General features: G+C 64.0%; 18 protein-coding genes. 14 read left to right on the top strand and 4 right to left on the bottom strand.

The window, feature by feature from the left end; translation table 11 throughout:
- Window positions 1-4: 4 nt before the first annotated feature.
- The 3 genes from NKI37_RS15425 to NKI37_RS15415 all read right to left on the bottom strand — a co-directional run bounded on the left by NKI37_RS15425 (window position 5) and on the right by NKI37_RS15415 (window position 3084).
- Window positions 5-832 (bottom strand): ABC transporter permease, encoded by an 828-nt coding sequence (locus NKI37_RS15425; RefSeq protein WP_023709184.1) that lies wholly within the window; start codon window positions 830-832, stop codon window positions 5-7.
- The gene (locus NKI37_RS15420) at window positions 829-1710 is read right to left on the bottom strand and encodes an ABC transporter permease (RefSeq protein WP_352790439.1); all 882 of its coding nucleotides are present in this window, start codon (window positions 1708-1710) and stop codon (window positions 829-831) included. Before NKI37_RS15420 ends, NKI37_RS15425 begins: the two co-directional genes overlap by 4 nt.
- 96 nt (window positions 1711-1806) lie before the next feature.
- Complete coding sequence (locus NKI37_RS15415) at window positions 1807-3084, bottom strand: NAD(P)/FAD-dependent oxidoreductase (RefSeq protein WP_023747935.1); 1278 nt, start codon at window positions 3082-3084, stop codon at window positions 1807-1809.
- A 176-nt stretch (window positions 3085-3260) separates the two neighbouring features.
- Here NKI37_RS15415 and NKI37_RS15410 point away from each other — a divergent pair, with 176 nt between their 5' ends.
- From NKI37_RS15410 to NKI37_RS15380, 7 genes are all read left to right on the top strand, one after another.
- Window positions 3261-4418: a fumarylacetoacetate hydrolase family protein gene (locus NKI37_RS15410; protein WP_023668510.1), complete on the top strand. Its 1158-nt coding sequence runs from the start codon at window positions 3261-3263 to the stop codon at window positions 4416-4418.
- 137 nt (window positions 4419-4555) lie between these two features.
- Window positions 4556-6100, top strand: a complete 1545-nt coding sequence (locus NKI37_RS15405; RefSeq protein WP_352790435.1) for a sugar ABC transporter ATP-binding protein — start codon at window positions 4556-4558, stop codon at window positions 6098-6100.
- Window positions 6097-7125, top strand: coding sequence for an ABC transporter permease (locus NKI37_RS15400; protein ID WP_352790433.1), 1029 nt, complete (start codon window positions 6097-6099; stop codon window positions 7123-7125). Before NKI37_RS15405 ends, NKI37_RS15400 begins: the two co-directional genes overlap by 4 nt.
- 297 nt (window positions 7126-7422) lie before the next feature.
- Window positions 7423-8355, top strand: coding sequence for a substrate-binding domain-containing protein (locus NKI37_RS15395; protein WP_023687083.1), 933 nt, complete (start codon window positions 7423-7425; stop codon window positions 8353-8355).
- 108 nt (window positions 8356-8463) lie between these two features.
- Entirely contained in the window at window positions 8464-9450 is a 987-nt protein-coding gene (locus tag NKI37_RS15390; protein WP_023668514.1) for an ABC transporter permease, read from the top strand.
- 4 nt (window positions 9451-9454) lie between these two features.
- Window positions 9455-10249 (top strand): ATP-binding cassette domain-containing protein, encoded by a 795-nt coding sequence (locus NKI37_RS15385; protein WP_023668515.1) that lies wholly within the window; start codon window positions 9455-9457, stop codon window positions 10247-10249.
- Between the two features lie 136 nt (window positions 10250-10385).
- A complete protein-coding gene (locus NKI37_RS15380) occupies window positions 10386-11408 on the top strand; it encodes a LacI family DNA-binding transcriptional regulator (protein ID WP_023668516.1) in 1023 nt (340 codons plus the stop codon).
- Between the two features lie 335 nt (window positions 11409-11743).
- On the opposite strand, the gene NKI37_RS15375 is transcribed toward NKI37_RS15380, so the two are convergent.
- Window positions 11744-12325: a TetR/AcrR family transcriptional regulator gene (locus NKI37_RS15375; protein WP_352790431.1), complete on the bottom strand. Its 582-nt coding sequence runs from the start codon at window positions 12323-12325 to the stop codon at window positions 11744-11746.
- Between the two features lie 242 nt (window positions 12326-12567).
- Between NKI37_RS15375 and NKI37_RS15370 the strand changes: the two genes are divergently transcribed.
- The 7 genes from NKI37_RS15370 to NKI37_RS15340 all read left to right on the top strand — a co-directional run bounded on the left by NKI37_RS15370 (window position 12568) and on the right by NKI37_RS15340 (window position 22211).
- Window positions 12568-12864 (top strand): hypothetical protein, encoded by a 297-nt coding sequence (locus NKI37_RS15370; RefSeq protein ID WP_352790429.1) that lies wholly within the window; start codon window positions 12568-12570, stop codon window positions 12862-12864.
- Entirely contained in the window at window positions 12858-16046 is a 3189-nt protein-coding gene (locus NKI37_RS15365) for an efflux RND transporter permease subunit (protein WP_352790428.1), read from the top strand. Before NKI37_RS15370 ends, NKI37_RS15365 begins: the two co-directional genes overlap by 7 nt.
- A 14-nt stretch (window positions 16047-16060) precedes the next feature.
- On the top strand, window positions 16061-17215 hold the full coding sequence (locus NKI37_RS15360) for an efflux RND transporter periplasmic adaptor subunit (protein WP_352790426.1): 1155 nt from the start codon (window positions 16061-16063) through the stop codon (window positions 17213-17215).
- A gap of 175 nt (window positions 17216-17390) precedes the next feature.
- The gene (locus tag NKI37_RS15355; RefSeq protein ID WP_352790424.1) at window positions 17391-18098 is read left to right on the top strand and encodes a GntR family transcriptional regulator; all 708 of its coding nucleotides are present in this window, start codon (window positions 17391-17393) and stop codon (window positions 18096-18098) included.
- Between the two features lie 17 nt (window positions 18099-18115).
- Window positions 18116-19219 (top strand): mandelate racemase/muconate lactonizing enzyme family protein, encoded by a 1104-nt coding sequence (locus NKI37_RS15350; protein ID WP_023696609.1) that lies wholly within the window; start codon window positions 18116-18118, stop codon window positions 19217-19219.
- 161 nt (window positions 19220-19380) lie between these two features.
- Complete coding sequence (locus NKI37_RS15345; RefSeq protein ID WP_023668524.1) at window positions 19381-20703, top strand: NAD(P)H-dependent oxidoreductase; 1323 nt, start codon at window positions 19381-19383, stop codon at window positions 20701-20703.
- Window positions 20704-20723: 20 nt separating this feature from the next.
- On the top strand, window positions 20724-22211 hold the full coding sequence (locus NKI37_RS15340) for a xylulokinase (protein WP_023668525.1): 1488 nt from the start codon (window positions 20724-20726) through the stop codon (window positions 22209-22211).
- Window positions 22212-22290 lie beyond the last annotated feature (79 nt).

Here is a 22290-nt window from a genome sequence, read left to right as displayed (position 1 = left end):
TGGTTCAGGCTGGACTGGTGGGCGCCGTCCGACGGGCTGTGCTCAGCCCGCGATGGCGCAGGATTTCGGCGATGCCGGCGATGATGACTGACACAGCAAGGATAGCTGTCCCCAGCGCCATCACGGTCGGCAGCGAGCGAGGAAAACGCAGTTGGCTCCAGATGTAGAGCGGCAGCGTCGGCTCGGTGCCGGCGAGGAAGAAGACGACGATGAACTCGTCGAAGGAAATCAGAAAGGCCAGCATGAAGGCCGAGACGATGGCCGGCAGCGAGAGCGGCAACATCACCCGCCGGAAGGTCGTCCAGTCGGAAGCGCCGAGATCGAGTGCGGCCTCGCGAATGGTTTTCGGAATTGCGGCAAACCGGCTGCGCATGATCACCACGGTGGTCGGCAGCGCCACCAGTATGTGGCCGAGAACGATGGCGATGCGCGACGGGCCGAGGCCGATGAGATTGACGAGGATCAGCAACGATATGCCGACGATGACGCCGGGGATCAGGATCGGCAGCCTGGAGATGGCGCTGATGGTGGCGGCGAGCGGCGAACGACCGTAGAGGTCCATATAGGAGACGGTGATGCCGCAGAGCGTGGCGCCGGCGGCGGCCACGACGCCAATGACGAGACTGTTCAAAAGCGCGCCGGACAGCGCCGGATTGCCATAGAGCGTGGCATACCATTCGAGCGTGAAGCCCTGCAGCGGAAACGCGGCCTGGATGGAGTTGTTGAAGGAAAACAGCGGGATCAACAGCACCGGCAGATAGAGGAAGACGAGATAGGCAAGCACATAGACGCCGAGCCAGCCGCGGCCATCATCTCTCCGCGCGGCGCTCATGTGCGGCTGCCGAATCTGCGGTCGGCGCCGCGTGCGACCAGCACCACGCAGAGGATGACCAGCATCACGCAGACTGAAAGTGCCGCCCCGAACGGCCAGTCATTGGCCTTGCCGAACTGCGACTGGATCAATGTGCCGATCATGGTGCTGGCGGGACCGCCGACCATGGCCGGGGTGACATAGTCGCCGACCGTCGGCACAAAGACGACGAGGGCGGCCGCCAGAACGCCCGGCATCGAATTGGGCAAGACGACGCGGCGAAACGCCGTGAACGGTCTGGCGCCGAGATCGGAGGCGGCTTCGAGCAGTGATTTCGGGATGGTGTCCAGCGCCACATAGATCGGCAGGATGGCGAAGGGCGCATAGGCATGCGCCAGCGTGGCGACCACCGCCGCCGGCGTGTTGAGGAAGGCCAGCGTCGGCTCCGACCAGATGCCGCTTTCGATCAGCGCCGAGTTCAAGACGCCGTTGTAGGCGAGCACGATCTTCCAGGCGAAGACGCGCAGGAGATAGCTGGTCCAGAACGGCAGGGTCACCAGAAACAAAAGCAGGCTGCGGCGGCGGCCGGCATGGAAGGCGAGATAGTAGGCGACGGGATAGGCGGTGACGACGGTCGCCAGCGTCACCAGGCCGGCGATCACCAGCGAGCGCAGCGTCACCGTCCAGTAGAGCGGATCGGAGACCACGGTGATGAAGTTGCCTGCCGTGAAGCCGGCGCCGAGCAGCGAACCGTCATTGCCGCGAAGTGAGAGGAAGAGCACAAGGCCAAGGGCAAACAGGATCAGGAACAAGGTGACCAGCCCGCCCGGCAGCAACATGGCGAAGCGGAAGCCTCGGGACGACCCTGCCGGCGCTTCTGTTGCAACGATGCTCGACATCGGACTGCTCAACGGAAATATGAAATCGGCTTAGCTTTTTTCATATTTGTGAAACTGTCAAGCTGAATCCACGAGGCCTAGGCGACCGGCACCCAATCAGCGCTCGAAGGCGTCGAGCATCCGGTACCAGGCGATGGTCGCGGCGACGCCGACCTGGCGGAAGGCGTGGAACGGGATCGGCCGGACCGGCGACAGCGGGAACGGCAATTGATTGACATCGCCGCCCGCGAGGTAGCCCGCCATGCGTTTTCCCAGCGCGGTCATCAGGCCGACGCCCCTGCCCTGGCAACCAACCACGGCGAGCAGGCCCTTTTCCGGCTCATGGATGTGCGGCAGGTGATCCGGTGTCATCGCCACGCGGCCGAACCAGCGCTTCTCGATGACGACATCGGAGAGCGCCGGATAGAGCCGCACCAGCGCGTGCTGCAGATGCGCCCAGTCGGCCTCGCTCCTCGGCCGCGCCATGCGGCCCCGGCCGCCAAGCACCAGATGGCCGTCGGCTGTTTTGCGGTAGTAGACGAGAATGCGCCTGGAGTCGGACACCGCCTGCCCTTCCGGCAGGATCGTCGCCGCAAGGTTGGATGACAGCGGCGCGGTCGCGACCTGGAAGGAATGCAGCGGCACGATCGTTTCCGCGAGGCCCGGAAGCAGTCCATCGGTATAGGCGTTCGTCGCCAGGACAACCGCTTTCGCCCGCACCTCGGCGCCGCTTTCGGTTGAGACACGCCAAAGGCCGGCCTCCTTGCGGAGTTTCACCACCTTCTGCCGCTCGGCAATGCTGGCGCCGGCGGCGGCGGCGATGCGCGCCAGTTCCACTGTATAGGCGAGCGGATCGATGATGCCGGCGCGGCGGTCGAGCCAGCCGCCGAGATAGCCTTGCGCGCCGGTCATATCGGCGATCTCGCTTTCATTCAGAAGCCGGACATCGGCGCCACGCGCCCGCCATTGACCATCCCTGTTCGCCGCCGCTTTCAATGCGGTTTCGGTATGCGCGGCCTGGATCCAGCCCTTGCGGGTGAGCGGCACCGCCAGCTTTTCGTCGCGGATGAGATCGAACACCGTATCCGCCGCCGAGGCGGCGAAATCGACCAGCGCTTGGCCACGCTCGGGGCCGAAATGCTCGAGCAGCCATTCGGGATCATATTTCAGGCCGGGAATGACCTGGCCGCCATTGAGGCCCGAGGCGCCCTGGCCGATCTCGCCAGCCTCCAGCACCTGTACACCGAGACCGAGCCGGGCTGCGTGCAAGGCGGTCGACAGGCCCATGAAGCCGCCGCCGACGATGGCAACGTCGACCGGCGCAGTGACGAGCAACTGGAAGGCGGATGCGGTCTGCGGCTTCTGCCAGATCGGAACGGAAAACGGTGCGGGCAAGGCTTCACCTGGAGTATGCGGAAAATGAAAATTCTAGTGCCAGTTTCATTTTTTTGAAAGGGCGGGCCTCATGTCAGAACCGACAATTGCCTGCGCCACGGGATAGACCTTTGGCGTGAATCCGGTGAAAGTGCAGCGGCCCAGCTGCCATCTCGATCATCAAAGGACCGTAAGCCATGACGAACCCAACGCAGCTTCCCGCCGACGGGCTCTTCATCGGCCGAGCCAGGGCAAGCGATGCCTCGCATCCGCTGGTGGTCACCGTGCGCGACGGCATCGTTTTCGACGTCACCTCGACCACCGCACCCACAGTGCGCGACATCTGCGAGATGGCCGATCCGGCCGGACACGTGCGCTCTGCCAAGGGCGAACCGATCGGCTCGCTCGACGCGATCGCCGCCAACAGTTTTCAGGCCACCCGCGATCCGGCAAAACCCTATCTGCTCTCGCCTGTCGACCTGCAGGCGGTGAAGGCGTCGGGCGTGACCTTCGTGGTCAGCCTGCTCGAACGCGTCATCGAGGAGCAGGCGCGCGGCTCGGCGGAAAAGGCCGACGCCATCCGCGCCGACATTGCCGGGCTGATCGGCCACGATCTGTCCAAGCTGAAGCCCGGCTCGCCCGAAGCGATGGAGATCAAGGCCAAGCTCATCCAGCGCGGCGCCTGGTCGCAATATCTGGAAGTCGGCATCGGCCCCGACGCCGAGATCTTCACCAAATGCCAGCCGATGGCGTCCGTCGGCTTCGGCGCCGATGTCGGGCTGCATCCTGTCTCCACCTGGAACAACCCCGAGCCGGAGATCGCCATGATCGCCGCCAGCACCGGCAAGATCGTCGGCGCGACCATCGGCAACGACGTCAATCTGCGCGACGTCGAGGGACGCTCGGCGCTGCTGCTCGGCAAGGCCAAGGACAACAATGCCTCGGCCTCGCTTGGGCCCTTCATCCGGTTGTTCGACGCAAGCTTTTCCATCGACGATGTCAAGCGCGCCACGGTGCGGCTGAAGGTCGAGGGCGAGGACGGGTTTTCGCTGGAGGGCGCGAGCTCGATGGCCGAGATCAGCCGTTCGCCCGAAGAGCTGGTCGCGGCCGCCATGGGGCCGCACCACCAGTATCCCGACGGCTTGGCGCTTTATCTCGGCACCATGTTCGTGCCGTCGAAGGATCGCGGCGAGAAGGGCAAGGGATTCACCCACAAGATCGGCGACATCGTCACCATCTCGTCGGAGAAATTCGGCGCGCTGGTGAACCGCGTGCTTCTGTCGCCCGATTGCCCGCACTGGACCTACGGCGCCAGCCATCTCATGCGGGACCTCGCCAAGGCCGACCTGATCTGATTTCGGAGCAGCGGGACGAACGGATAGCCGATAAACGTTCGTATCCGGTCCCTGTAAGCCGTTTGTTAGCGGAATCCGGGTGACTGTATCGGAAATTCGCTCCAGGATCGGGGCGCGGTCTGTGGGGGCCGAATCGCATGCTCGGTTTGCCGATGATATCGGTGCGCAATCTCGCCATGCGTTATGGCGGCGTTGTCGCGCTCAGGGATATGAACCTGTCTGTCGGACAGGGGACCATCCATGCTGTCGTCGGTGAAAGCGGCGCCGGAAAGTCGACGCTGGTGAAGGTGCTTGCCGGCGTGCTCCGGCCCAACAGCGGCACCATCCGCGTCGGCGACCAGATCGTCACCGTCGACAGCCCGATCGCTGCACGCAAGCACAGCTTCGGCGTCGTCCACCAGGGGCTCGGCCTGTTTGCCGACCGCTCGGTGCTGGCCAATCTGTTCGTCAATCGCGAGCCGTTGCGCAATGGCTTCGTCTCCAGGCGCGAGATGGAGGCACGCAGCCGCACCTTGCTTCGGCAACTCAAGCTCGACGTCGATGTCCACGCTCCTGTGGGACAACTCGGCATGGGCGAACGGCAATATGTCGAACTCGGCCGCGCAATTCTGGAAGGCCCGAGGCTGCTGATCCTCGATGAACCGAATTCTGCGCTCGACCGGCGCCAGACCGAGCACCTGTTCACCGTACTAAGTGACCTCAAGGCCAAGGGCACGAGCGTGCTCTATGTCTCGCACCGGCTGGAGGATGTGTTTGCGATCGCAGACCAGGTCACCGTGATGCGCAACGGCCGTGACGTGCTGACAAGTGAGCGCTCGGCGTTGAGCGAAGCCGATGTGATCGACGCCATGATCGGCCAGCAGCGCGGCAGCCTGTTCCCGCCTGCACTGCCGGCCAATGCCAGCACGATAAGGCCGCGGATCACGGTGGAGGGTCTGAGCGGCGGCCGGATTTCCGGCGTCAGCTTCACCGCCCGCTCCGGCGAGATCATCGGCTTGGCCGGGCTTGAGGGGTCAGGCGTTGAACACCTGTTCGAGATGCTGTTTGGCCTGCGCAAGGCGCAAAGCGGCAGGGTGCGGCTCCCCGACGGCTACGGCTTGCCTGGAAATCCGACCGAAGCGGCGCGGCGCGGCATCGGCCTGGTGCCGGCTAACCGCCTGTGCAACGGCCTGATGCCCGACCGGTCGCTGGCCTTCAACATAGGCAACATCGCTACCGGCGCCCGCAACTGGGGGTCGCGCCGCTACTCGCCCAAGGCCGCGATCGCCGCCGCCGCAAGGCAGATCGATGCGCTGCGCATCAAGGGCCTGCCGGACGCGCCGGTGAATTCGCTGCTGGCCGGCGATCAGCAGAAGATCGTAGTCGCCAAATGGCTGGAGACGGCGCCGCAAGTGCTGCTCCTAGACAATCCGGCTGGCGGTATCGAGGCGGCTGCCAAGCGCAAGATCTATGCGCTGATCCGGCAGATGGCAGCCAATGGCTGTATCGTTTTGCTGCGTTCGGTCGAGCCGTCCGACCTGACCAACCTCAGCAACCGCGTCCTTGTCTTCCACCGCGGCCGGGTCGCCGGCGAGCTGTCCGGCGCCGAGATGAAGCGAAGGACAGTGCTGCAACTGACCACCACCGGCGAGATGCCGGAGGCGGAGCGGCCGAAAAAGAAACTCGTGGGAGCCATGGCATGACACGATTGGATCCCATGCTACAGCTTGCCGGTTCGGCTGCCCACCCGAAGCGCAGCCTTCGCCTGCCCGTCGAACTCAGGCCGCTCATCGGGCTCGTTGTCCTGGTGGCGATTACAGGCTTTGCCCGGCCGGATTTCCTCGATGAGGCCAATGTGCTGTCGTTGCTGGAAACCGCTGCTTATCCCGGCATGCTGGCGATCGGCATGGTGTTCGTGCTCGCACTCCGCGAGATCGACCTTTCCGTCGGCTGGATATTCCATCTCGCGGCCCTTCTCACCGCATTCCTTCTGGCCGCCGGCATCGACCCGTGGCTTGCCGCCCTTGCCGGCGTGCTGCTCGGCGCCGGGCTCGGCCTCGTCAACGGCCTGCTGGTGGTGGCGCTGCGACTGCCGGCCATCGTCGTTACGCTGGGCACCTTTGCAATGTTCCGGGGCCTGGCGGCGGTGGCCGTCAAGATGCAAGCGACAGCTCCGGCCAGCCCAGGCGGCGACTTCTTTGAGATCGTTCACGGCAAGCTGTTCGGCCTTGTGCCGACGGCTGTCTTTGTCTTCGCCGCAATGGCGGTGGTGATGCACCTCGTGCTTCACCGCAGCCGCTTCGGCTACCGGATCCAGGCCGTCGGCAGCAATCCGCAGGCGGCGCTCTATGCCGGCATCCCGACAGGTGCTGTGCGGCTGCAGACGCTGGTGCTGATGGGCATCGTCTCGGGGCTGGCGGGCGCGCTGTGGCTTGGCTCTCCCGTTACCGACGTCGACCAAGGCGGCGGTTTCGTGCTGATGGCGATTGCCGCGGCGATCATCGGCGGCACCTCGCTTTCCGGCGGGCGCGGCACCGTCTTCGGTGCGGTGATCGGCATGCTGATCGTCCAGGTCATCTTGAGCGGCGTGACCCTGTTCGGCATCGACGCCGCATGGAGCCCCTTCGTGATCGGCGCGGTGATGGTGCTGGCGCTCGCGCTCGACCGGCTGGACAAGGTGCTGCGCATCCGCCAGGCCGAGCGCTTCCAGGAAAATCCGCGCGCCTGAGTTTAAGCCCCGCCTGCTTGCCGGGGAATATCTCTATCTCTTGGTTTGACGCAATTCCGGGCGGAAAACCGTTTCACACTTTTCCTGGAATTGCTCTCTAACTGATGCGATCTGATGGGATCGCTGATGGCGCGTTGCATCGCGCCACCATCCATTGAGCGGATGGAGGCTTGCCATCGGCCGCAAAAGAAGATGCTCTGCGCATCCGGGTCGGCGCTGGCAGGAGGAGAGGATCAAGGGCATCGCCCGGATCATCGCCGGACGTGGAGGTCGTTTTTCAACATGGGAGGAAAGCAAATGCTGACGAGGCTACGATTACTCGTGCTTGGCCTGATTGTGGCGCTGGCCGTTCCGGCGGCGGCACAGGCCAAGACGTTCTACTGGATTTCGCATGGCGGCCCGGCCGACCCGGTCTGGACCTACTTCCTGGCCGGCGCCAAGCAATGGGCGAAGGACACCGGCAACACCGTCAACACCTCGTTCCACAATGGCGACGTTGCCTCGCAGCAGGAGGCCGTGCGCGCCGCGATCTCGGCAAAGGCCGACGGCATCGTCACCACCAGCCCCGATCCGGGCAGCCTGATCGAAATCGCCAAGGAAGCCAACACGGCCAAGATCCCGATCATCAACTTCAACACGCCCGATCCCAAGGCAAGCTTCGACGCCTATGTCGGCGGCGACAACGTCACCTTCGGCAAGCACTGGGCGCAATATCTGGTCGACAAGGGCCTGGTGAAGAAGGGCGACTTCGTCTGGATGCCGGTCGAAATCCCCGGCGCCACCTACGGCGTCCAGGAAGAGGAAGGCATCAAGAGCGTCTTCGAACCGCTGGGGATCACCTATGAGATCACCGAAGCGACCCTCGACCAGGCCGAAGCCATCAACCGCATGGTCGACTATCTCACCGCCAACAAGGCCAAGGTCAAGGCAATCATCGGCCTCGGCGATCTGGTCACCGGCTCGATCAAGCGGGTGTTCGACCAGGCCGGCATCAAGCCGGGCGAAATCCCGGTCGTCGGCTGGGGCAACTCGCTCGACACCACCCAGGAAGTGCTGACCGGCTACGTCAATGCCGGCCAGTGGCAGGACCCGCAGGCGACCAGCTACGTCGCGCTGTCGCTGGCCAACATGGCGGCGTCAGGCATTCCTCCGGGCTTCAACGTCATCACCGGCGCGCTCTATGAAAAGGACACCGCGCAGGTCTACGACGACATCCTGTCCGGCAAATAACCCAGACCTTCAACAGTCGCGGCCGCAGCCGCGGTCGCGACTGTCTTTCGCCGAGCCCTTCGCGTTGCGCGCGGGGCTCAGCCTTCCCCTTCCTGTCGCAGGTTATCAGTGGAAAACCGTTCGCTCATCCAACGCCTGATCGCGAGGCCGGAATTCGGGCCCTTCGTTCTGCTCATCGTCGAAATCGCGGTGTTCTGGAGCATCAACCACGATTTCCTGTCGCCGCAGAACATCTCCAACACGCTGGCCTTCACCGTCGAGCTCGGGCTGATCGCGCTGGCGATGACGCTGTTGATGACGTCGGGTGAATTCGATCTTTCGGTCGGCTCGCTGTTCGGCTTTTCGCCGGTGCTGATGTGGACGCTGTTCAACAGCGGCCTGACCTCGCTGGAGGTCGGCTTCCTCGCCGCGCTGCTGATCGCGGCCTTCATCGGCCTGGTCAATGGCTGGTTCGTCACGCAGCTGAAAATCCCATCCTTCCTGGTGACGCTCGGCATGCTGCTGGTGGTGCGCGGCACCGCGCTGTTCGTCACCGACGGCTTTCCGCAGCGGACGTGGAGCGCCGAGGGCAGCTGGCTGGCCGAAGCGCTGGTCGGTGATTTCTTCATCGGCCCGTTCCGCATCTACATGTCGCTCTTCTGGTTCATCGCGGCGGCCATCGCGCTGGGCTACGTGCTGACGCAAAGCCGGACCGGCAACTGGATCCAGGCAGCCGGCGGCAATCCAGGCGCCGCAAGGGCGCGCGGCGTCAACGTCAGCGGCGTCAAGATCGGCCTGTTCGTGCTGTCGTCGGTGATGGCTTCGCTTGCCGGCGTCATCTCGTCGCTGCGCACGTCGGCCGCCAACCCCAACAGCGGCACCGGCTACGAGCTCGAAGTCATCGCCATGGTGGTGATCGGCGGCACGGCGCTGACCGGTGGGCGCGGCACCATCATCGGCACCGTGCTCGGCATCCTCATCCTGCGCGTCATGCGCAACGGCATCGTGCTGATCGGCGTGCCCGGGCTGGCCTACAACATCTTCATCGGCGCCATCATCCTCGGCATGATGGCGCTGCACTCATGGCTGGAACGCCGGCATCAGGCAGGGACCTAGAACCATGGCTGAACCGCTCATCCGCATGTCCAACATCAAAAAGTCCTACGGGCGCGTGCAGGCGCTCGAAGACGCCAATTTTCATGTCAACGAAAGGGAGATCGTCGGCCTGCTCGGCGACAATGGCGCCGGCAAATCGACGCTGATCAAGGTGTTGTCGGGGGCGGTGCCGCTGACCAGCGGCGACATTTTCATCCGCGGCAAGAAGGTCAATCTGCGCAGCACCAGCGACGCCATCGCGCACGGCATCGAGACGATCTACCAGGATTCGGCACTGGTGACGCAGCTGTCGATCGCGCGCAACCTGTTCCTCGGCCGCGAGCCGATCAAACCGCCGCGCTTTTTGAACCGCATGGACCAGGAGGCGATGAACAATGTCGCCCGCGACCTGTTGAAACAGGTCGGCATCTCCAAGAACATCCCGCCGACGACGCCGATCGGCTCCCTGTCCGGCGGCGAGCGGCAGGCCGTCGCCATCGCGCGCGCCATGCACTTCGACAGCGACCTGATCATCCTCGACGAGCCGACCAACAATCTCGGCGTCGCCGAGACGCAAGGCGTGCTGAGCTTCGTGCGCAACGCGCGCGATTCCGGGCATTCCTGCATCTTCATCGCCCACAACATCCACCATGTCTTCCAGGTGGTTGACCGCATCGTCGTCATGCGCCGGGGCAAGGTGGTGGCCGACGACATCGACCCGAAGAAGACCAGCGTGGCCGAGGTCGAACGCATCATCACCGGGATGTCGGACAAGGAGATCCGCGACGCCATCATCGAAGGCGGGCCATCGCACGGCTGAACCGTCTTCGCGCCGTCTGGCACGGAAACGCATCCGCTCTAACTCGTTGTAGAGCATGACCTTTTGACAAAACGGTTCCCGTTTGTCCGAGAAAACCGGTTCCCACTTTTCGGGATCATGCTCTATGACTACAGCCATGAAAGCCACCGTTGCCGACATAGCCAGGAGCTGCGGCCTGTCGACCGCGACCGTCGACCGGGTTCTGAACAACCGGGCCGGCGCGAGCGCCGCCAACCGCCAACGGGTGATGGAGGCGGCCAAGCAGCTCGGCTATTTGCCGGTGGTCGATCAGGTGACGCTGCCGTCGCGGCCGGCGCATCTTGAATTCTTCCTGCCGATCGGCGCCAACGGTTTCATGATCGACCTCGCCGGGCACATCGAGGACTATGCGGGGCGCCTGCCGCTGGTCGCCTCGTGCCGGATCCACAATCTCGGCGGCATCTCGCCGGCAGCGCTGCAGGCGGCGGTTGAAAATCTGTCGCTGAAGGCCAATGGCGTCGGCGTCATTGCCGTCGATCATCCGCGAACGCGCAACATATTGCGCGATGTGGTCGAGGCAGGCATCCGCCTTGTCACGCTGGTCTCCGACGTTCCAGCCGCCCCGCGTTCGGCCTATGTCGGCATCGACAACCGGGTTGCCGGACGCACGGCGGCGCTGTTGATGGGGCGCTTCCTCAATGGCCGCCAGGGTCATCTGGCGATGGTCGTCGGCTCGCGTTCCTATCGCGGGCACGAGGAGCGCGAGATGGGCTTTCGGTCGGTGCTGACAGAGGAATTCCCCAATCTCACGGTCTCGAGTGCGGTCGAGATCAATGACGAACCGGAGGGCAGCTACACCGCAACGATGCAGGCGCTGCACAACGAGCCGGAACTGCTCGGCATCTACTGCGTCGGCGCTGGGCGCTCAGGTGTGGCGAGAGCGCTGCTCGAGGCCAAGCCAAAGAAGAAGCCGGTCTTCATCTGCCACGACCTGACCAAGGAAACGCGCGGCTATCTCGTCGACGACCTCGCCGATGTCGTCATCGACCAGAATGCGCGGCTGATCGCGGAGCAATCTGTGATCCGCCTGCTCGGCTCGATCGCGTCCGCCGCGCCCTACCTGACGAAGAAGTTCATCGAGCCACGGCTGATCTTCAAGGAAAACGTGCCGGTGCAGTGAAGTCGCGCCGTGGCGGTTTCTCCGATTTGTACGACAAGTCGGGGTAGATGCCGCAAATCTGCACAGCAGCCATGCAACTTTCATTGTTGCCGAATCATTGGGCAACCCGTACTCATCTGGGTGTCGGCCATCTACTCCTCCCAGATGCGATGCCGACGCTGAGCGCGGTGCACCTCCTCCCGCATCTCGTTCGAAATCGAGCCCGCTGCCACCTCCTCCCGGCAGCGGGCTTTTTTCATTCTCAAATGATTCTAAATTAGAGTTGACGGCAAGTTCGGAGAATAGCCCAAAGCCCCGCCGGATGATGGGGACTCCTCAACTCCGAAAGCTGGAATTCAGCGCGCCCTGAAAGAGCTGATCAGGCCTTCAGCCATGCGCACGAACTGCGTGCTGGGGCCTTCGCAGCCCATGGTCTGGACGCTGACACGCGCGCCCTCGAACAGCAGCGACAACGTATCGGCCAGAAGCTCGGCCTGACCGATGCCGGCATCGCGGCACAGCGTAACCAGGCGGTCGCGCTGGGCCTCCTTGAGTTCCTTGATGACACGCCTAGCCGGATGGTCCGTTTCAGTCAGTTCGACGGCAGCATTGGCCATGTCGCAGCCGCGGCCGTCAGCAGCCAGACAACCCGCCGCCATGCGAATCCAGGCATGCAACTGGGCGAGTTTGTCGCCGGGATGCTCAGCCTCGAATTGGTCCCACATCGCGGCGCCCTTGGCCGCAGAGGCGCGCAGGCACTGGACGATCAGTTCGTCCTTCGACTCAAAATGACGGTAGAGCGTCATCTTGTTAGTACCGGCGGCTTCCGTGATGGCGTCTACGCCGACGCCCTTGATGCCATGTTTGTGAAACATGTCCTGCGCCGTCTCCAGGATTCGATCCCGGGGACGCACGCGATCCGTAATGCCGTCTGCCATCGCAGTCTCCTTGTCTCCCTAAAAATTCGGTTCACCTCTTGACTAGGGTGTTACCGGTCTGTAACTATCCGAATGTTACTTACTGGTAACACCTATGTGGCCTTCCGTCAATAACAAGGCCGTGAACTGGTCCTGCCAGATCACAAAGGGTGAAAATTGCAGATCATGCGGCTCCGGCCGGTGAAGAGATGAAAACCGGTTCGCGATCATCCGATGCGGGCCGCTGGAATGGAGACGCTCCAATGTCGCAGCGCAAGGATTTGACCATCGATGAAGCCATCCGGGATCCGATGATCCGGCTGGTGATGAAGGCGGACCGCATCAATCCGCGCGCCTTCGAAGCGATGCTGAGGACCGTGGCCGATGAACAAGGTCTCAGCGGCGTGGCGCCGTCTTCCTATTTTTTGCAGGACCCGGGCTCAGTGCGCGCCAAGCGGCTGTCCCGTTCTGCCCATTCTTTTAAAGAGGCCGGTTCTTTTAAAGAGGCCGGTTCTTTTAAAGAGGCCCGTTCTTCAAAAGAGGTTTGCGTGTCGTGGTAAATTATTTCATCCATCGTCCGATCTTCGCCTCGGCGATCGCCATCATCATGGTGCTCGCCGGGACGATTTGTTATTTCCTTTTGCCGGTTTCGCAGTTTCCCGACATCACGCCGCCGCAGGTCGTGGTCAGTGCGCATTATCCGGGCGCCAGCGCGCAAGTGGTCGCCGATACGGTGACGACGCCGCTGGAGCAGCAGATCAACGGCGTCGAAGGCATGACCTACATGTCGTCGTCGAGCTCCAATGACGGCTCCTCGACCATCACCATCACCTTCGATGTCGGCTATTCCCTGAGCACCGCGGCCGTCGACGTCCAGAACCGCGTCTCGCAAGCCGCCTCGTCGCTGCCGGCGATCGTCAACCAGGGTGGCGTGACGATCAAGAAGCAGAACCCGAATTTCGTCCTCATCGTCAATCTGACCTCGCCCGACAGTTCGGTCGATCCGGTGGCGCTGAGCAACCTCGCCTATCTGCAGGTTGTCGATCCTTTGAAGCGGCTGCCCGGCGTCGGCGACGTGCAGATCTTCGGCGAACGCCGCTATTCGATGCGCGTCTGGCTCGATCCGGACAAGCTCGCCAATCTCGGCATCACCGCTGTCGACGTCCAGAACGCCATCTCGGAACAGAACGTCCAGGTGGCGGCCGGCAAGATCGGCCAGTCGCCGGCGCCCGCCGGCACCGCCTTCGAGATGCAGGTCAACGCCGTCGGCCGCCTGAGCGACCCCAAGGAGTTCGGCGACATCGTCGTGCGCGCCAACACCGGCACCGGCTCGCTGGTGCGGCTGCGCGACGTCGCCCGCATCGAGCTCGGCGCGCTGCAATATTCGTCGTCGGCCTTCTTTGGCAAGGACCCGACGGTGGTGCTGGCCGTCTACCAGATGCCCGGTTCCAACGCGCTCGATCTGCAGCAGCACGTCAAGGACAAGATGCAGGAACTGTCGGCCCGTTTCCCCAAGGGCGTCAGCTACGCCATGCACTACGACACGACGCGCTTCGTGTCGGCATCGATGCACGACGTGCTGATCACGCTTGGCGAAGCGCTGGTGCTGGTCGTGGCCGTGGTGTTCATCTTCCTGCAGAGCTGGCGCACGACGATCATCCCGACCATCGCCATTCCGGTGTCGCTGGTGGCGACGATGGTCGTCATGGAAATGATGGGCTTCTCGCTCAACATGCTCTCCCTGCTCGGCATGGTGCTGGCCATCGGCCTCGTCGTCGACGACGCCATCGTGGTGGTGGAAAATGTCGAGCGTCAATTGGAGGCGGGCCTCAAACCGCTGGCGGCGACCAAGGCCGCGATGGCCGAGGTCACCGGACCGATCATCGCCACCACCGCGGTGCTGATGGCCGTCTTCGTGCCCGTCGCCTTCATTCCTGGCGTCTCCGGCAAGCTCTACAATCAGTTCGCGCTGACGGTGGCGATTTCGGTCGGCATATCCGCCTTCAACTCGCTGACGCTCAGCCCGGCGCTGAGTGCCGCCTTCCTGCGCCATCGCGGCGAGACGCAGTTCGCCCCATTCCGCTGGTTCAACACGGGCTTCGACAGGCTGTCGCATGCCTATGCGCACGGCGTGCGTATCCTCATCCGGCTGCGCTGGATCATGCTCGGTCTGTTCGCGGCCGGCCTGGTGGCCACCTACTTCGTCTGGCAGAAGCTGCCCTCGACCTTCCTTCCGGTCGAGGACCAGGGTTACTTCTTCGTCGTCATCCAGCTGCCTGACGGCGCCTCGCTGGAGCGCACCGACGCGGTGGCCCAGAAGGCGCGCGACATCCTCCAAGCTACGCCCGGAGTCGAGATTGTCGGTTCGATCAGCGGCCTGAACTTCCTGACCAGTGCGGCGCAGTCGAACTCGGCTGTCGAGTTCGCCATCCTGAAGCCGTGGGAAGAGCGCGGCCCCGACCAGAGCGCGTCGAAGCTCGTCGCCGACGTGCGCGGCAAGCTGATGCAGATTCCGGAAGCCTTCGCGCTGTCCTTCGATCCGCCTTCGATCCCGGGTATCGGCACCACGGGCGGCTTCGAATTCGTCGTCGAGGATCTCACCGGGCGCGGCAGTTCAGCCCTCAACGACGCGACGCAAGCCGTGATCGCCGAGGCGCGCAAGCAGCCGGAAATCAACCCGCAGCAGCTGTTCTCGCCGTTCTCGACCTCGACGCCGCAGTTCAACTACGACCTCGACCGCAGCAAGGCCAAACTGCTCGGCCTCAACCTGCCCGACGTCTTCAACACGCTGCAGATCTATCTCGGCTCGCTCTACGTCAACGACTTCAACCTGTTCGGCCGCACCTTCCGGGTGACCATCCAGGCCGACAAGGATGCACGTGCCGACGCAGGCGACCTTTCGCGGCTCTATGTGCGCAACGCCTCCGGCGGCATGGTGCCGCTGAGCACACTGGGCAAACTGGTGCCGTTCGTCGGCCCGGAAACCGTGCCGCACTACAACAACAACGCCTCGGCCACGATCAATGGCGGCGCAGCCCCCGGCTTCTCGTCGGGCCAGGCGGTTGCCGCGATGGAACGGGCCGCCGCCACCGCTTTGCCCAGGGATTTCGGCTTCGAATGGACCGGCATCACCTTCCAGGAGCTCAAGGCAGGATCGATCGCGTCGGTCGTCTTCGGCCTCGCCATCGTCTTCGTCTTCCTGATCCTGGCGATGCAGTATGAGAGCTGGGCGATGCCGTTCATGGTGCTGCTGGCGGTGCCACTGGCCCTGTTCGGCGCCTTCGCAGCCCTGTTCCTGCGCGGCATGCAGATCGACGTCTACTCGCAGATCGGCTTCGTCATGCTGATCGGCCTCGCCGCCAAGAACGCGATCCTGATCGTCGAGTTTGCAAGGCGGCGGCGCGAGGAAGGCTTGAGCATTGTCGACGCGGCGATGGAAGCCGCGCGGCTGAGGCTGCGGCCGATCCTGATGACGGCCTTCGCCTTCATCCTCGGCGTGCTGCCGCTGATGTTTGCGACGGGTGCGGGTGCGGCAAGCCGGCAGTCGATCGGCACCACCGTGTTTGGCGGCATGGTCGCGGCGACCATCCTGTCGCTGGTCTTCGTGCCGGTCTTCTACGCGGTCATCGAACAGCTGCGCGAACGCCGCGTGCGCAGCGAACGCAACGCTGCTCATGACCAGGACAATAATGAACCGACTGCCGAACCAGCGCCGATGCGCCTGGCCGAAGCAGCCGAATAGAATTGGAGACCAAAATGCGTAAATGGAAAATAGCTTTGGGAACGGCCGTCGCCCTGGGAGCGATCTCGGTGGCAAGCGTCCACTTCCTCGACATGGGCAATCTCAGCCTCAATGCCGGCACGGCGGCAGCGACGGCAGCACCTGCGGCATTCGTCATGCCGGTGCCGGTGACGAGCGTGGTCAAGAAGACGATCCCGATCTATCTCGACTACGCCGCCCGCATCGAGGCGATCCGCAGCGTCACCTTGCAGGCCCGCGTGCCCGGCTATCTGCAGGAGCAGACGGCTGAGGACGGCGCCGATGTGCGCCAGGGTGATCTGCTCTACAAGATCTCGCCCGACGACTTCAAGGCGGCTCTCGACCAGGCCAAGGCCGAAGTGCAGCGCGACCAGGCGAGCCTCGACTATGCACGCTCCAATCTCGGCCGCGGCTCCGAACTCGCCAAGAGCGGTTATCTCGCCAAGGACGGGTTCGACCAGCGCACGAGCACCTTGCGCCAGGCCGAAGCGTCGCTTGCCGTCAACCAGGCGGCGGTGCGGACGGCCGAGCTCAATTTGAGCTACGCCGAAATCCACGCTCCGTTTGCCGGCCGCGTCGGCCGCAACCAGGCTTCGGTCGGCACGCTGGTCAGCGTCGCCGGCACGGTGCTGAACACGCTGGTGCAGCTCGACCCGATCTACGTCACCTTCAATCCGAGCGAGACGGACCTGGCCGAAATCGAACAGGCCCGCGCCGCCGGCCCGATCGAGGTCGAGGTGCTGCTGCCCGGCGAGACCGAAGCCAGCCAGAAGGGCGAACTCACCTTCATCGACAACACGGTCGACCACTCGACCGGCACGATTACGGCGCGCGCCACCATCGGCAATGCGAAGTTCTCGCTGCTGCCGGGCCAGTATGTCCGCGTGCGGCTGCACATCAAGCAGCTGCCCGAGGCGCTGATGGTGCCGCAGGTGGCGCTGGGTTCGAGCCAGCTCGGCAAATATGTCTATGTCGTCGGCAAGGGCAACACGGTCGACCAGCGCATCGTCTCGCTTGGCGCGACCAGCGGCGACCTTGTGGCGGTCCTCAGCGGCGTTGCCGAAGGCGACCAGGTGATAACGGGCAATCTGCAGAAGATCGGACCAGGAATGCCGATCTCGCCGTTGCCCCAGGAGAAACCGGCCAGCTGATAACCCCCATCAGCCCCGGTCCTGCGGCGCCTTCGGCTTCCACGCCGAGGGCGCCGTTTTTTTATGGAGCGCCGCACGCCGTTTTTGGGTAACCGCAAGGCACAAGAATCCGGAATATATTGTAGGATTGTCGACAATCTGCTTGTCTGTTTCCGGCTCTCACTGGAGTGACGGAATGGCCAAGCTGGACTTCAATCCGATCGCGGATACGACACGCCGAGCCGAGATCGTTGCGCTGTTGCGGCGGGCGATCCTGATCGGCCAGCTGGAACCCGGCCAAAAGCTGAGCGAGCTGAGGATCGCTGAGCAGATGCGGGTCAGCCGCGCGCCTTTGCGCGAAGCTATGCGCGAGCTGGTGCAGGAAGGCATCCTGACCAGCATTCCCTATGCCGGCACCTTCGTCATCGATGTCACCGCCAAGGACATTGACGACGCCTACTCGCTGAACAAGGTGCTCGATGAATTCGCCATCGAGCGGACATGGAAGCTGCGCGACCAGCGCTTCTTCGATGAACTCGACCGCCGCCACGAAGCGGTGAAGCAGGCAACGGGCGCGCGCGACACCACCCGCCAGATCGAGACCGCACTGCAATTGCACGGGCTGATCTATGAATGGGCCGACAATTCGGTGCTGCTGGAAACTTGGCAGCGGCTGACCAGCCGGCTGCAGATGTACTTTGCCCTGCACCAGCGGGCCCGCAACGAGCCGGTGCCGGCCGAAGATCTCCACGAAACCTATGTGCGGCTCTTGAAGGGCGCCGACATGCGCGCTGCCCAGCGCCATGCGCGCGAGCATATCGACCTCGATTTCGAAGAGCTGCTTGCCTATGCGCGTGGCCTCGATCAGCGGAACATCGAAGGGCTGACCCTCCTCAACGCCTAGAGACAACGGACAGACAAGTGCAGATCAAAACCATCAAGGCCTATCGCGTCGTGCAGCCCTTCGTGGACGGGCCCTACCGCATGTCAAAGGGGCGGGTTGCAGACTGCTTCGATGCGGTGATCGTCGCCATCACCTCCGACAGCGGCGTGACCGGCTGGGGCGAGATGGCGCCGCTCGGCAATTTCTATTCGGCCGCCTTTCCGGCGGGAACGCGCGCGGGCGTGGTCGAGATCGCGCCGCACCTGATCGGCCAAGACCCGCGTGGCCTCGCCGGCATCGGCCGATTGATGGATACGGTGTTCAAGGGGCATCCCTACATCAAGTCGGCGCTCGACATGGCCTGCTGGGATCTGGCGGCCCGGGCCGCCGACGTGCCGCTGGTGACCATGCTTGGCGGCCGCGAGAGCGACATGGCGGAGACCTACCGCGTCGTCACCCACGGCACGCTCGACCAGATGGCGGCACTGGCCAAAAGGATCATCGCCCAGGGCTGCCGCCGGCTGCAGGTCAAGGTCGGCGGCAATGTGCATGAAGACATCGAGCGGGTGAGCGCAGTCGCTTCGGCCGTGCCGAAAGGCACGGTGATTTTCTGCGACGCCAATGCCGGCTGGACACCCTACCAGGCGCGGCAGTTCGCCGATGCAACGCGCGGCATCGACTACACGTTCGAGCAGCCCTGCACGACGATCGAGGAGAACATGTCGGTGCGCCGCATGCTCGACAAGCCGATGGTGCTGGACGAGAGCGTCATCTCGCTCGAGGCGATGCTGGAAATCCATCGCCTCGGCGCCGCCGATGGGCTGACGCTGAAGATTTCGCGGCTGGGCGGCGTAACCAGGACAAGGCAAATCCGCGACGTCGCCGTCGATCTCGGTTTCATGATCACCGTCGAGGATACGGGCGGCGCCGAGATCGACACGGCGGCGATGGCGCATCTGTCGCTGTCGACGCCGGAAGAACGCCGGCTGCACGCCATCGCCTTCCATGAGTGGGTGACGGTGCGCACGGCCTCCAACGCCCCACCGGTCACCGGCAGCCACATGGGCATTCCCGACGGGCCCGGCCTCGGCATCGATGTCGTGCCCGACCTGCTCGGCAAGCCTTTCCTAGAGATCGGCTGAGATCAAGCGCAGCATGAAGCTGTCACCCCACGAATCCTCCGTGGGAGATTTGGTCCTGCAGCCATTCTCCGATTTGTGGGTTGAAATATTTTTCAGATGGAAATAGGAATGTTCAAAATGATGATTTGACGCTGCGGCGCGTCGTGACTGGAGGAAGCGATATGGCCCATCCGCAATTTGCAGCGGAACTTCTGCAGCGCGCTGAAGCCCAAGGGCCCATCACCATCGGACTCGCCGGCGCCGGGCAGATGGGCACCGACATCGTCGTCCAGGTGGCGCTGATGCCGGGCATGCGGATCGGTGCCATTTCCGAGGTGCGGCCGCAAGCGGCGATCGATGCCGCACTGCTCGCCGGCCATGACCGCTCCGACATCGTCCAGGCTGCGAACGCCTCTGCCATCGACCGCGCCATCGAGGCCGGCAAGATCGCTGTCACCGAAGATCTGCATGCGCTGGCCGCGGCCGGCCGCATTGATGTCATCATCGACGCGACAGGCAATCCCAACATCGGCACGCTGTTTGCGCTCGAAGTGATGAAGAACGGCAAGCACATCGTTATGCTCAATGTCGAGGCGGACATTACGATCGGCCGCTTCCTCAAGGAGGAAGCGCGCAAGGCCGGCGTGGTCTACACCGGTGCGGCCGGCGACGAACCCGCCTGCACGCTGGAGATCATCGGCTTCGCCAAGAGCCTCGGCTTCAACATCATCGCCGCCGGCAAGGGCAAAAACAACCCGCTCAAGATCGACGCCATGCCCGCCGACTACGAGAAGGAAGCGGCCGAGCGCAACATGAATGCGCGCATGCTGGTCGAGTTCGTCGACGGTTCCAAGACGGCGATCGAGATGGTGGCTATCGCCAACGCCACCGGGCTGGTGCCCGACGTGCCGGGCATGCACGGCCCGACGGCGACGCTGGAGGAACTGGCCAGCGTGCTTTGCCCGCGCGAGGATGGCGGCGTGCTGCACCGCAAGGGCGTGGTGGACTATTCTATCGGCAAGGGCGTGGCGCCCGGCGTGTTCTGCATCATCGAAACGAGGCATCCGCGCGTGCTGGAGCGCATGGTCGACCTCAAGGTCGGCAAGGGCCCCTATTTCACGATCTACCGTCCCTATCACCTGACAAGCCTTGAAGTGCCACTGTCGGCGGCGCGCGCCGTTGTCTACAAACGCGCCGACATGGAGCCCCTCGACCATCCGGTCGCCGAAGCGGTGGCGGTGGCCAAGAGCGATCTCGGCGCGGGCCAATCGCTCGGCATGATCGGCGAGAACGACTATCGCGGCTTCGCCATGACCTGGGAGGACGCCCGCGCCAAGGGCGCGCTGCCGCTCGGGATTGCCGAACGCGCCAAGGTGGTCAAGCCGGTCAAGACCGGCGACTTCCTTACCTATGAAAATTGTGTACCCGACGATTCGATGGTGATAACGCAGATCCGCCGCCGTCTAGACCAGTCGGATGGACAGTTTGTGACCAACGCCGCCTGAACCTTCGGGATCTCCCTGTGATGGACGATGTCGTTATCGGGATCGATGCCTCGACGACGGCGGTGAAGGCGATCGCCTTCACCGGCGACGGCGCGGAGCTGTTCCAGGCGCGCGAGGCCTATCCGCTGGCCAATCCTAAGCCCGGCCATTTCGAGCAGGATGCCGAACATTGGTGGGCAGCCCTTATCAGTGCGCTGAAGCAGGTTGCCGACAAGGTCGGCGCCGCGCGCGTGGCGGCAATTGCCATAGCCCATCAGCGCGAGACCTTCACCCTGATCGATCAGGCCGGCACGCCGCTCATCCCGGCGATCCTGTGGCTTGACGAGCGCGCCCGGCCTCAAGTCGCCAAGCTGTCGGCCGAGCTTGGCCGCGAGACGATCCGCGACTGGAGCGGCAAGCCGCCGGATCCGACGCCGGCGCTCTATGCCATCGCCTGGCTGGCGGAACACCAGCCGCAGGTGCTGGCCAACGCCGCCGCCCTGGTCGATGTTCATGGCTTCTTCGTTCACCGGCTGACCGCACGGCTGGTAACCAGCACGGCAAGTGCCGACCCGCTCGGCTTGCTCGATGTCACGACAGGCGAATGGCACCCTGAGCTTGTCTCGGCTGCAGGGTTGCAGCCACGGCAGTTGCCGGCGCTGATCGGCCCAGGCGAAATCTGCGGCGGCCTTGCCGAAAGCATTGCCCAGCTGACTGGCCTCAAAGCGGGCACGCCAATTGTCGCCGGCGCCGGCGATGGCCAGGCCATGGGTCTCGGCATGGGCGTCTATGGTGCCGGCAGGAGCTATCTCTCGCTCGGCTCCGGCGTCGTCAGCGGCTGCTATTCCGGCACGGTCACCACTTCGGATGCGTTTCGCACGCTGGTCTCGCCGACCGGCTCCGGCTTCATGCTGGAAACCGTGCTGCGCTCGGGCATGCAACTGGTCGACTGGATCGTGCGCACCACCGGCGCGTCTTCCGCGGCAGAACTGGAGAAGGGTGCGGTCGATGTTGCGGCCGGCGGCGACGGTCTTTTGGTCATGCCCTATTGGGCCGGCGTCATGAGCCCCTATTGGGATGGCGCGGCGCGCGGCGCCGTTGTTGGCCTGTCGCTCGACCATGAGCCCAGGCATCTCTTCCGCGCCACGCTGGAAGGCATCGCTTTGGAGCAGGCCATCGCCAGCGAGGCGATGGAGGCCGAAAGCGGCGGCAAGTCGGGAGAGATGATTTCCGCCGGCGGCGGCACCAATTCGGCGCTGCTGATGAAGATCATGGCCAGCGTGCTGGAGCGGCCGCTGTTCGTGTCGCCGGTCAACGAGGCGGCGGCCCTTGGCGCGGCCATGCTGGCTGCTTCGGCGATCGGCTGGTTCGCCTCGGCGGAAGACGCCGCCAAGGCAATGGCGGCGGCGCCGGCCAGGCGTGTCGATCCGGATATGACGCTGGTGCCGGCTTACCGGGCGCGCAAGGCGATCTACCGCGACCTCTATCACGCGACACGCGACATCCACGCGCGGCTCGGTGCGATCTGAGTTCAAGCGCAGCTTGCCTGCGTGAGGCTCCCATGCCCAACCTGCCCAGCTTGCCGATTTTGCGTCCTGCCCGGCCAAT

Source organism: Mesorhizobium sp. M0626 (assembly GCF_040320665.1).
Taxonomy (GTDB): Bacteria; Pseudomonadota; Alphaproteobacteria; order Rhizobiales; family Rhizobiaceae; genus Mesorhizobium.
This window is presented reverse-complemented; position numbering and strand designations above follow the sequence as displayed.

What these genes read in the sequence shown, in the direction of transcription:
- NKI37_RS15405 (WP_352790435.1), top strand. Translation starts at nt 4,556, where the DNA reads ATGCTCGGTTTGCCGATGATATCGGTGCGCAATCTCGCCATGCGTTAT.
- NKI37_RS15355 (WP_352790424.1), top strand. Translation starts at nt 17,391, where the DNA reads ATGGCCAAGCTGGACTTCAATCCGATCGCGGATACGACACGCCGAGCC.
- NKI37_RS15400 (WP_352790433.1), top strand. Translation starts at nt 6,097, where the DNA reads ATGACACGATTGGATCCCATGCTACAGCTTGCCGGTTCGGCTGCCCAC.
- NKI37_RS15360 (WP_352790426.1), top strand. Translation starts at nt 16,061, where the DNA reads ATGCGTAAATGGAAAATAGCTTTGGGAACGGCCGTCGCCCTGGGAGCG.
- NKI37_RS15385 (WP_023668515.1), top strand. Translation starts at nt 9,455, where the DNA reads ATGGCTGAACCGCTCATCCGCATGTCCAACATCAAAAAGTCCTACGGG.
- NKI37_RS15345 (WP_023668524.1), top strand. Translation starts at nt 19,381, where the DNA reads ATGGCCCATCCGCAATTTGCAGCGGAACTTCTGCAGCGCGCTGAAGCC.
- NKI37_RS15380 (WP_023668516.1), top strand. Translation starts at nt 10,386, where the DNA reads ATGAAAGCCACCGTTGCCGACATAGCCAGGAGCTGCGGCCTGTCGACC.
- NKI37_RS15420 (WP_352790439.1), bottom strand. Translation starts at nt 1,710, where the DNA reads ATGTCGAGCATCGTTGCAACAGAAGCGCCGGCAGGGTCGTCCCGAGGC.
- NKI37_RS15370 (WP_352790429.1), top strand. Translation starts at nt 12,568, where the DNA reads ATGTCGCAGCGCAAGGATTTGACCATCGATGAAGCCATCCGGGATCCG.
- NKI37_RS15375 (WP_352790431.1), bottom strand. Translation starts at nt 12,325, where the DNA reads ATGGCAGACGGCATTACGGATCGCGTGCGTCCCCGGGATCGAATCCTG.
- NKI37_RS15395 (WP_023687083.1), top strand. Translation starts at nt 7,423, where the DNA reads ATGCTGACGAGGCTACGATTACTCGTGCTTGGCCTGATTGTGGCGCTG.
- NKI37_RS15425 (WP_023709184.1), bottom strand. Translation starts at nt 832, where the DNA reads ATGAGCGCCGCGCGGAGAGATGATGGCCGCGGCTGGCTCGGCGTCTAT.
- NKI37_RS15340 (WP_023668525.1), top strand. Translation starts at nt 20,724, where the DNA reads ATGGACGATGTCGTTATCGGGATCGATGCCTCGACGACGGCGGTGAAG.
- NKI37_RS15410 (WP_023668510.1), top strand. Translation starts at nt 3,261, where the DNA reads ATGACGAACCCAACGCAGCTTCCCGCCGACGGGCTCTTCATCGGCCGA.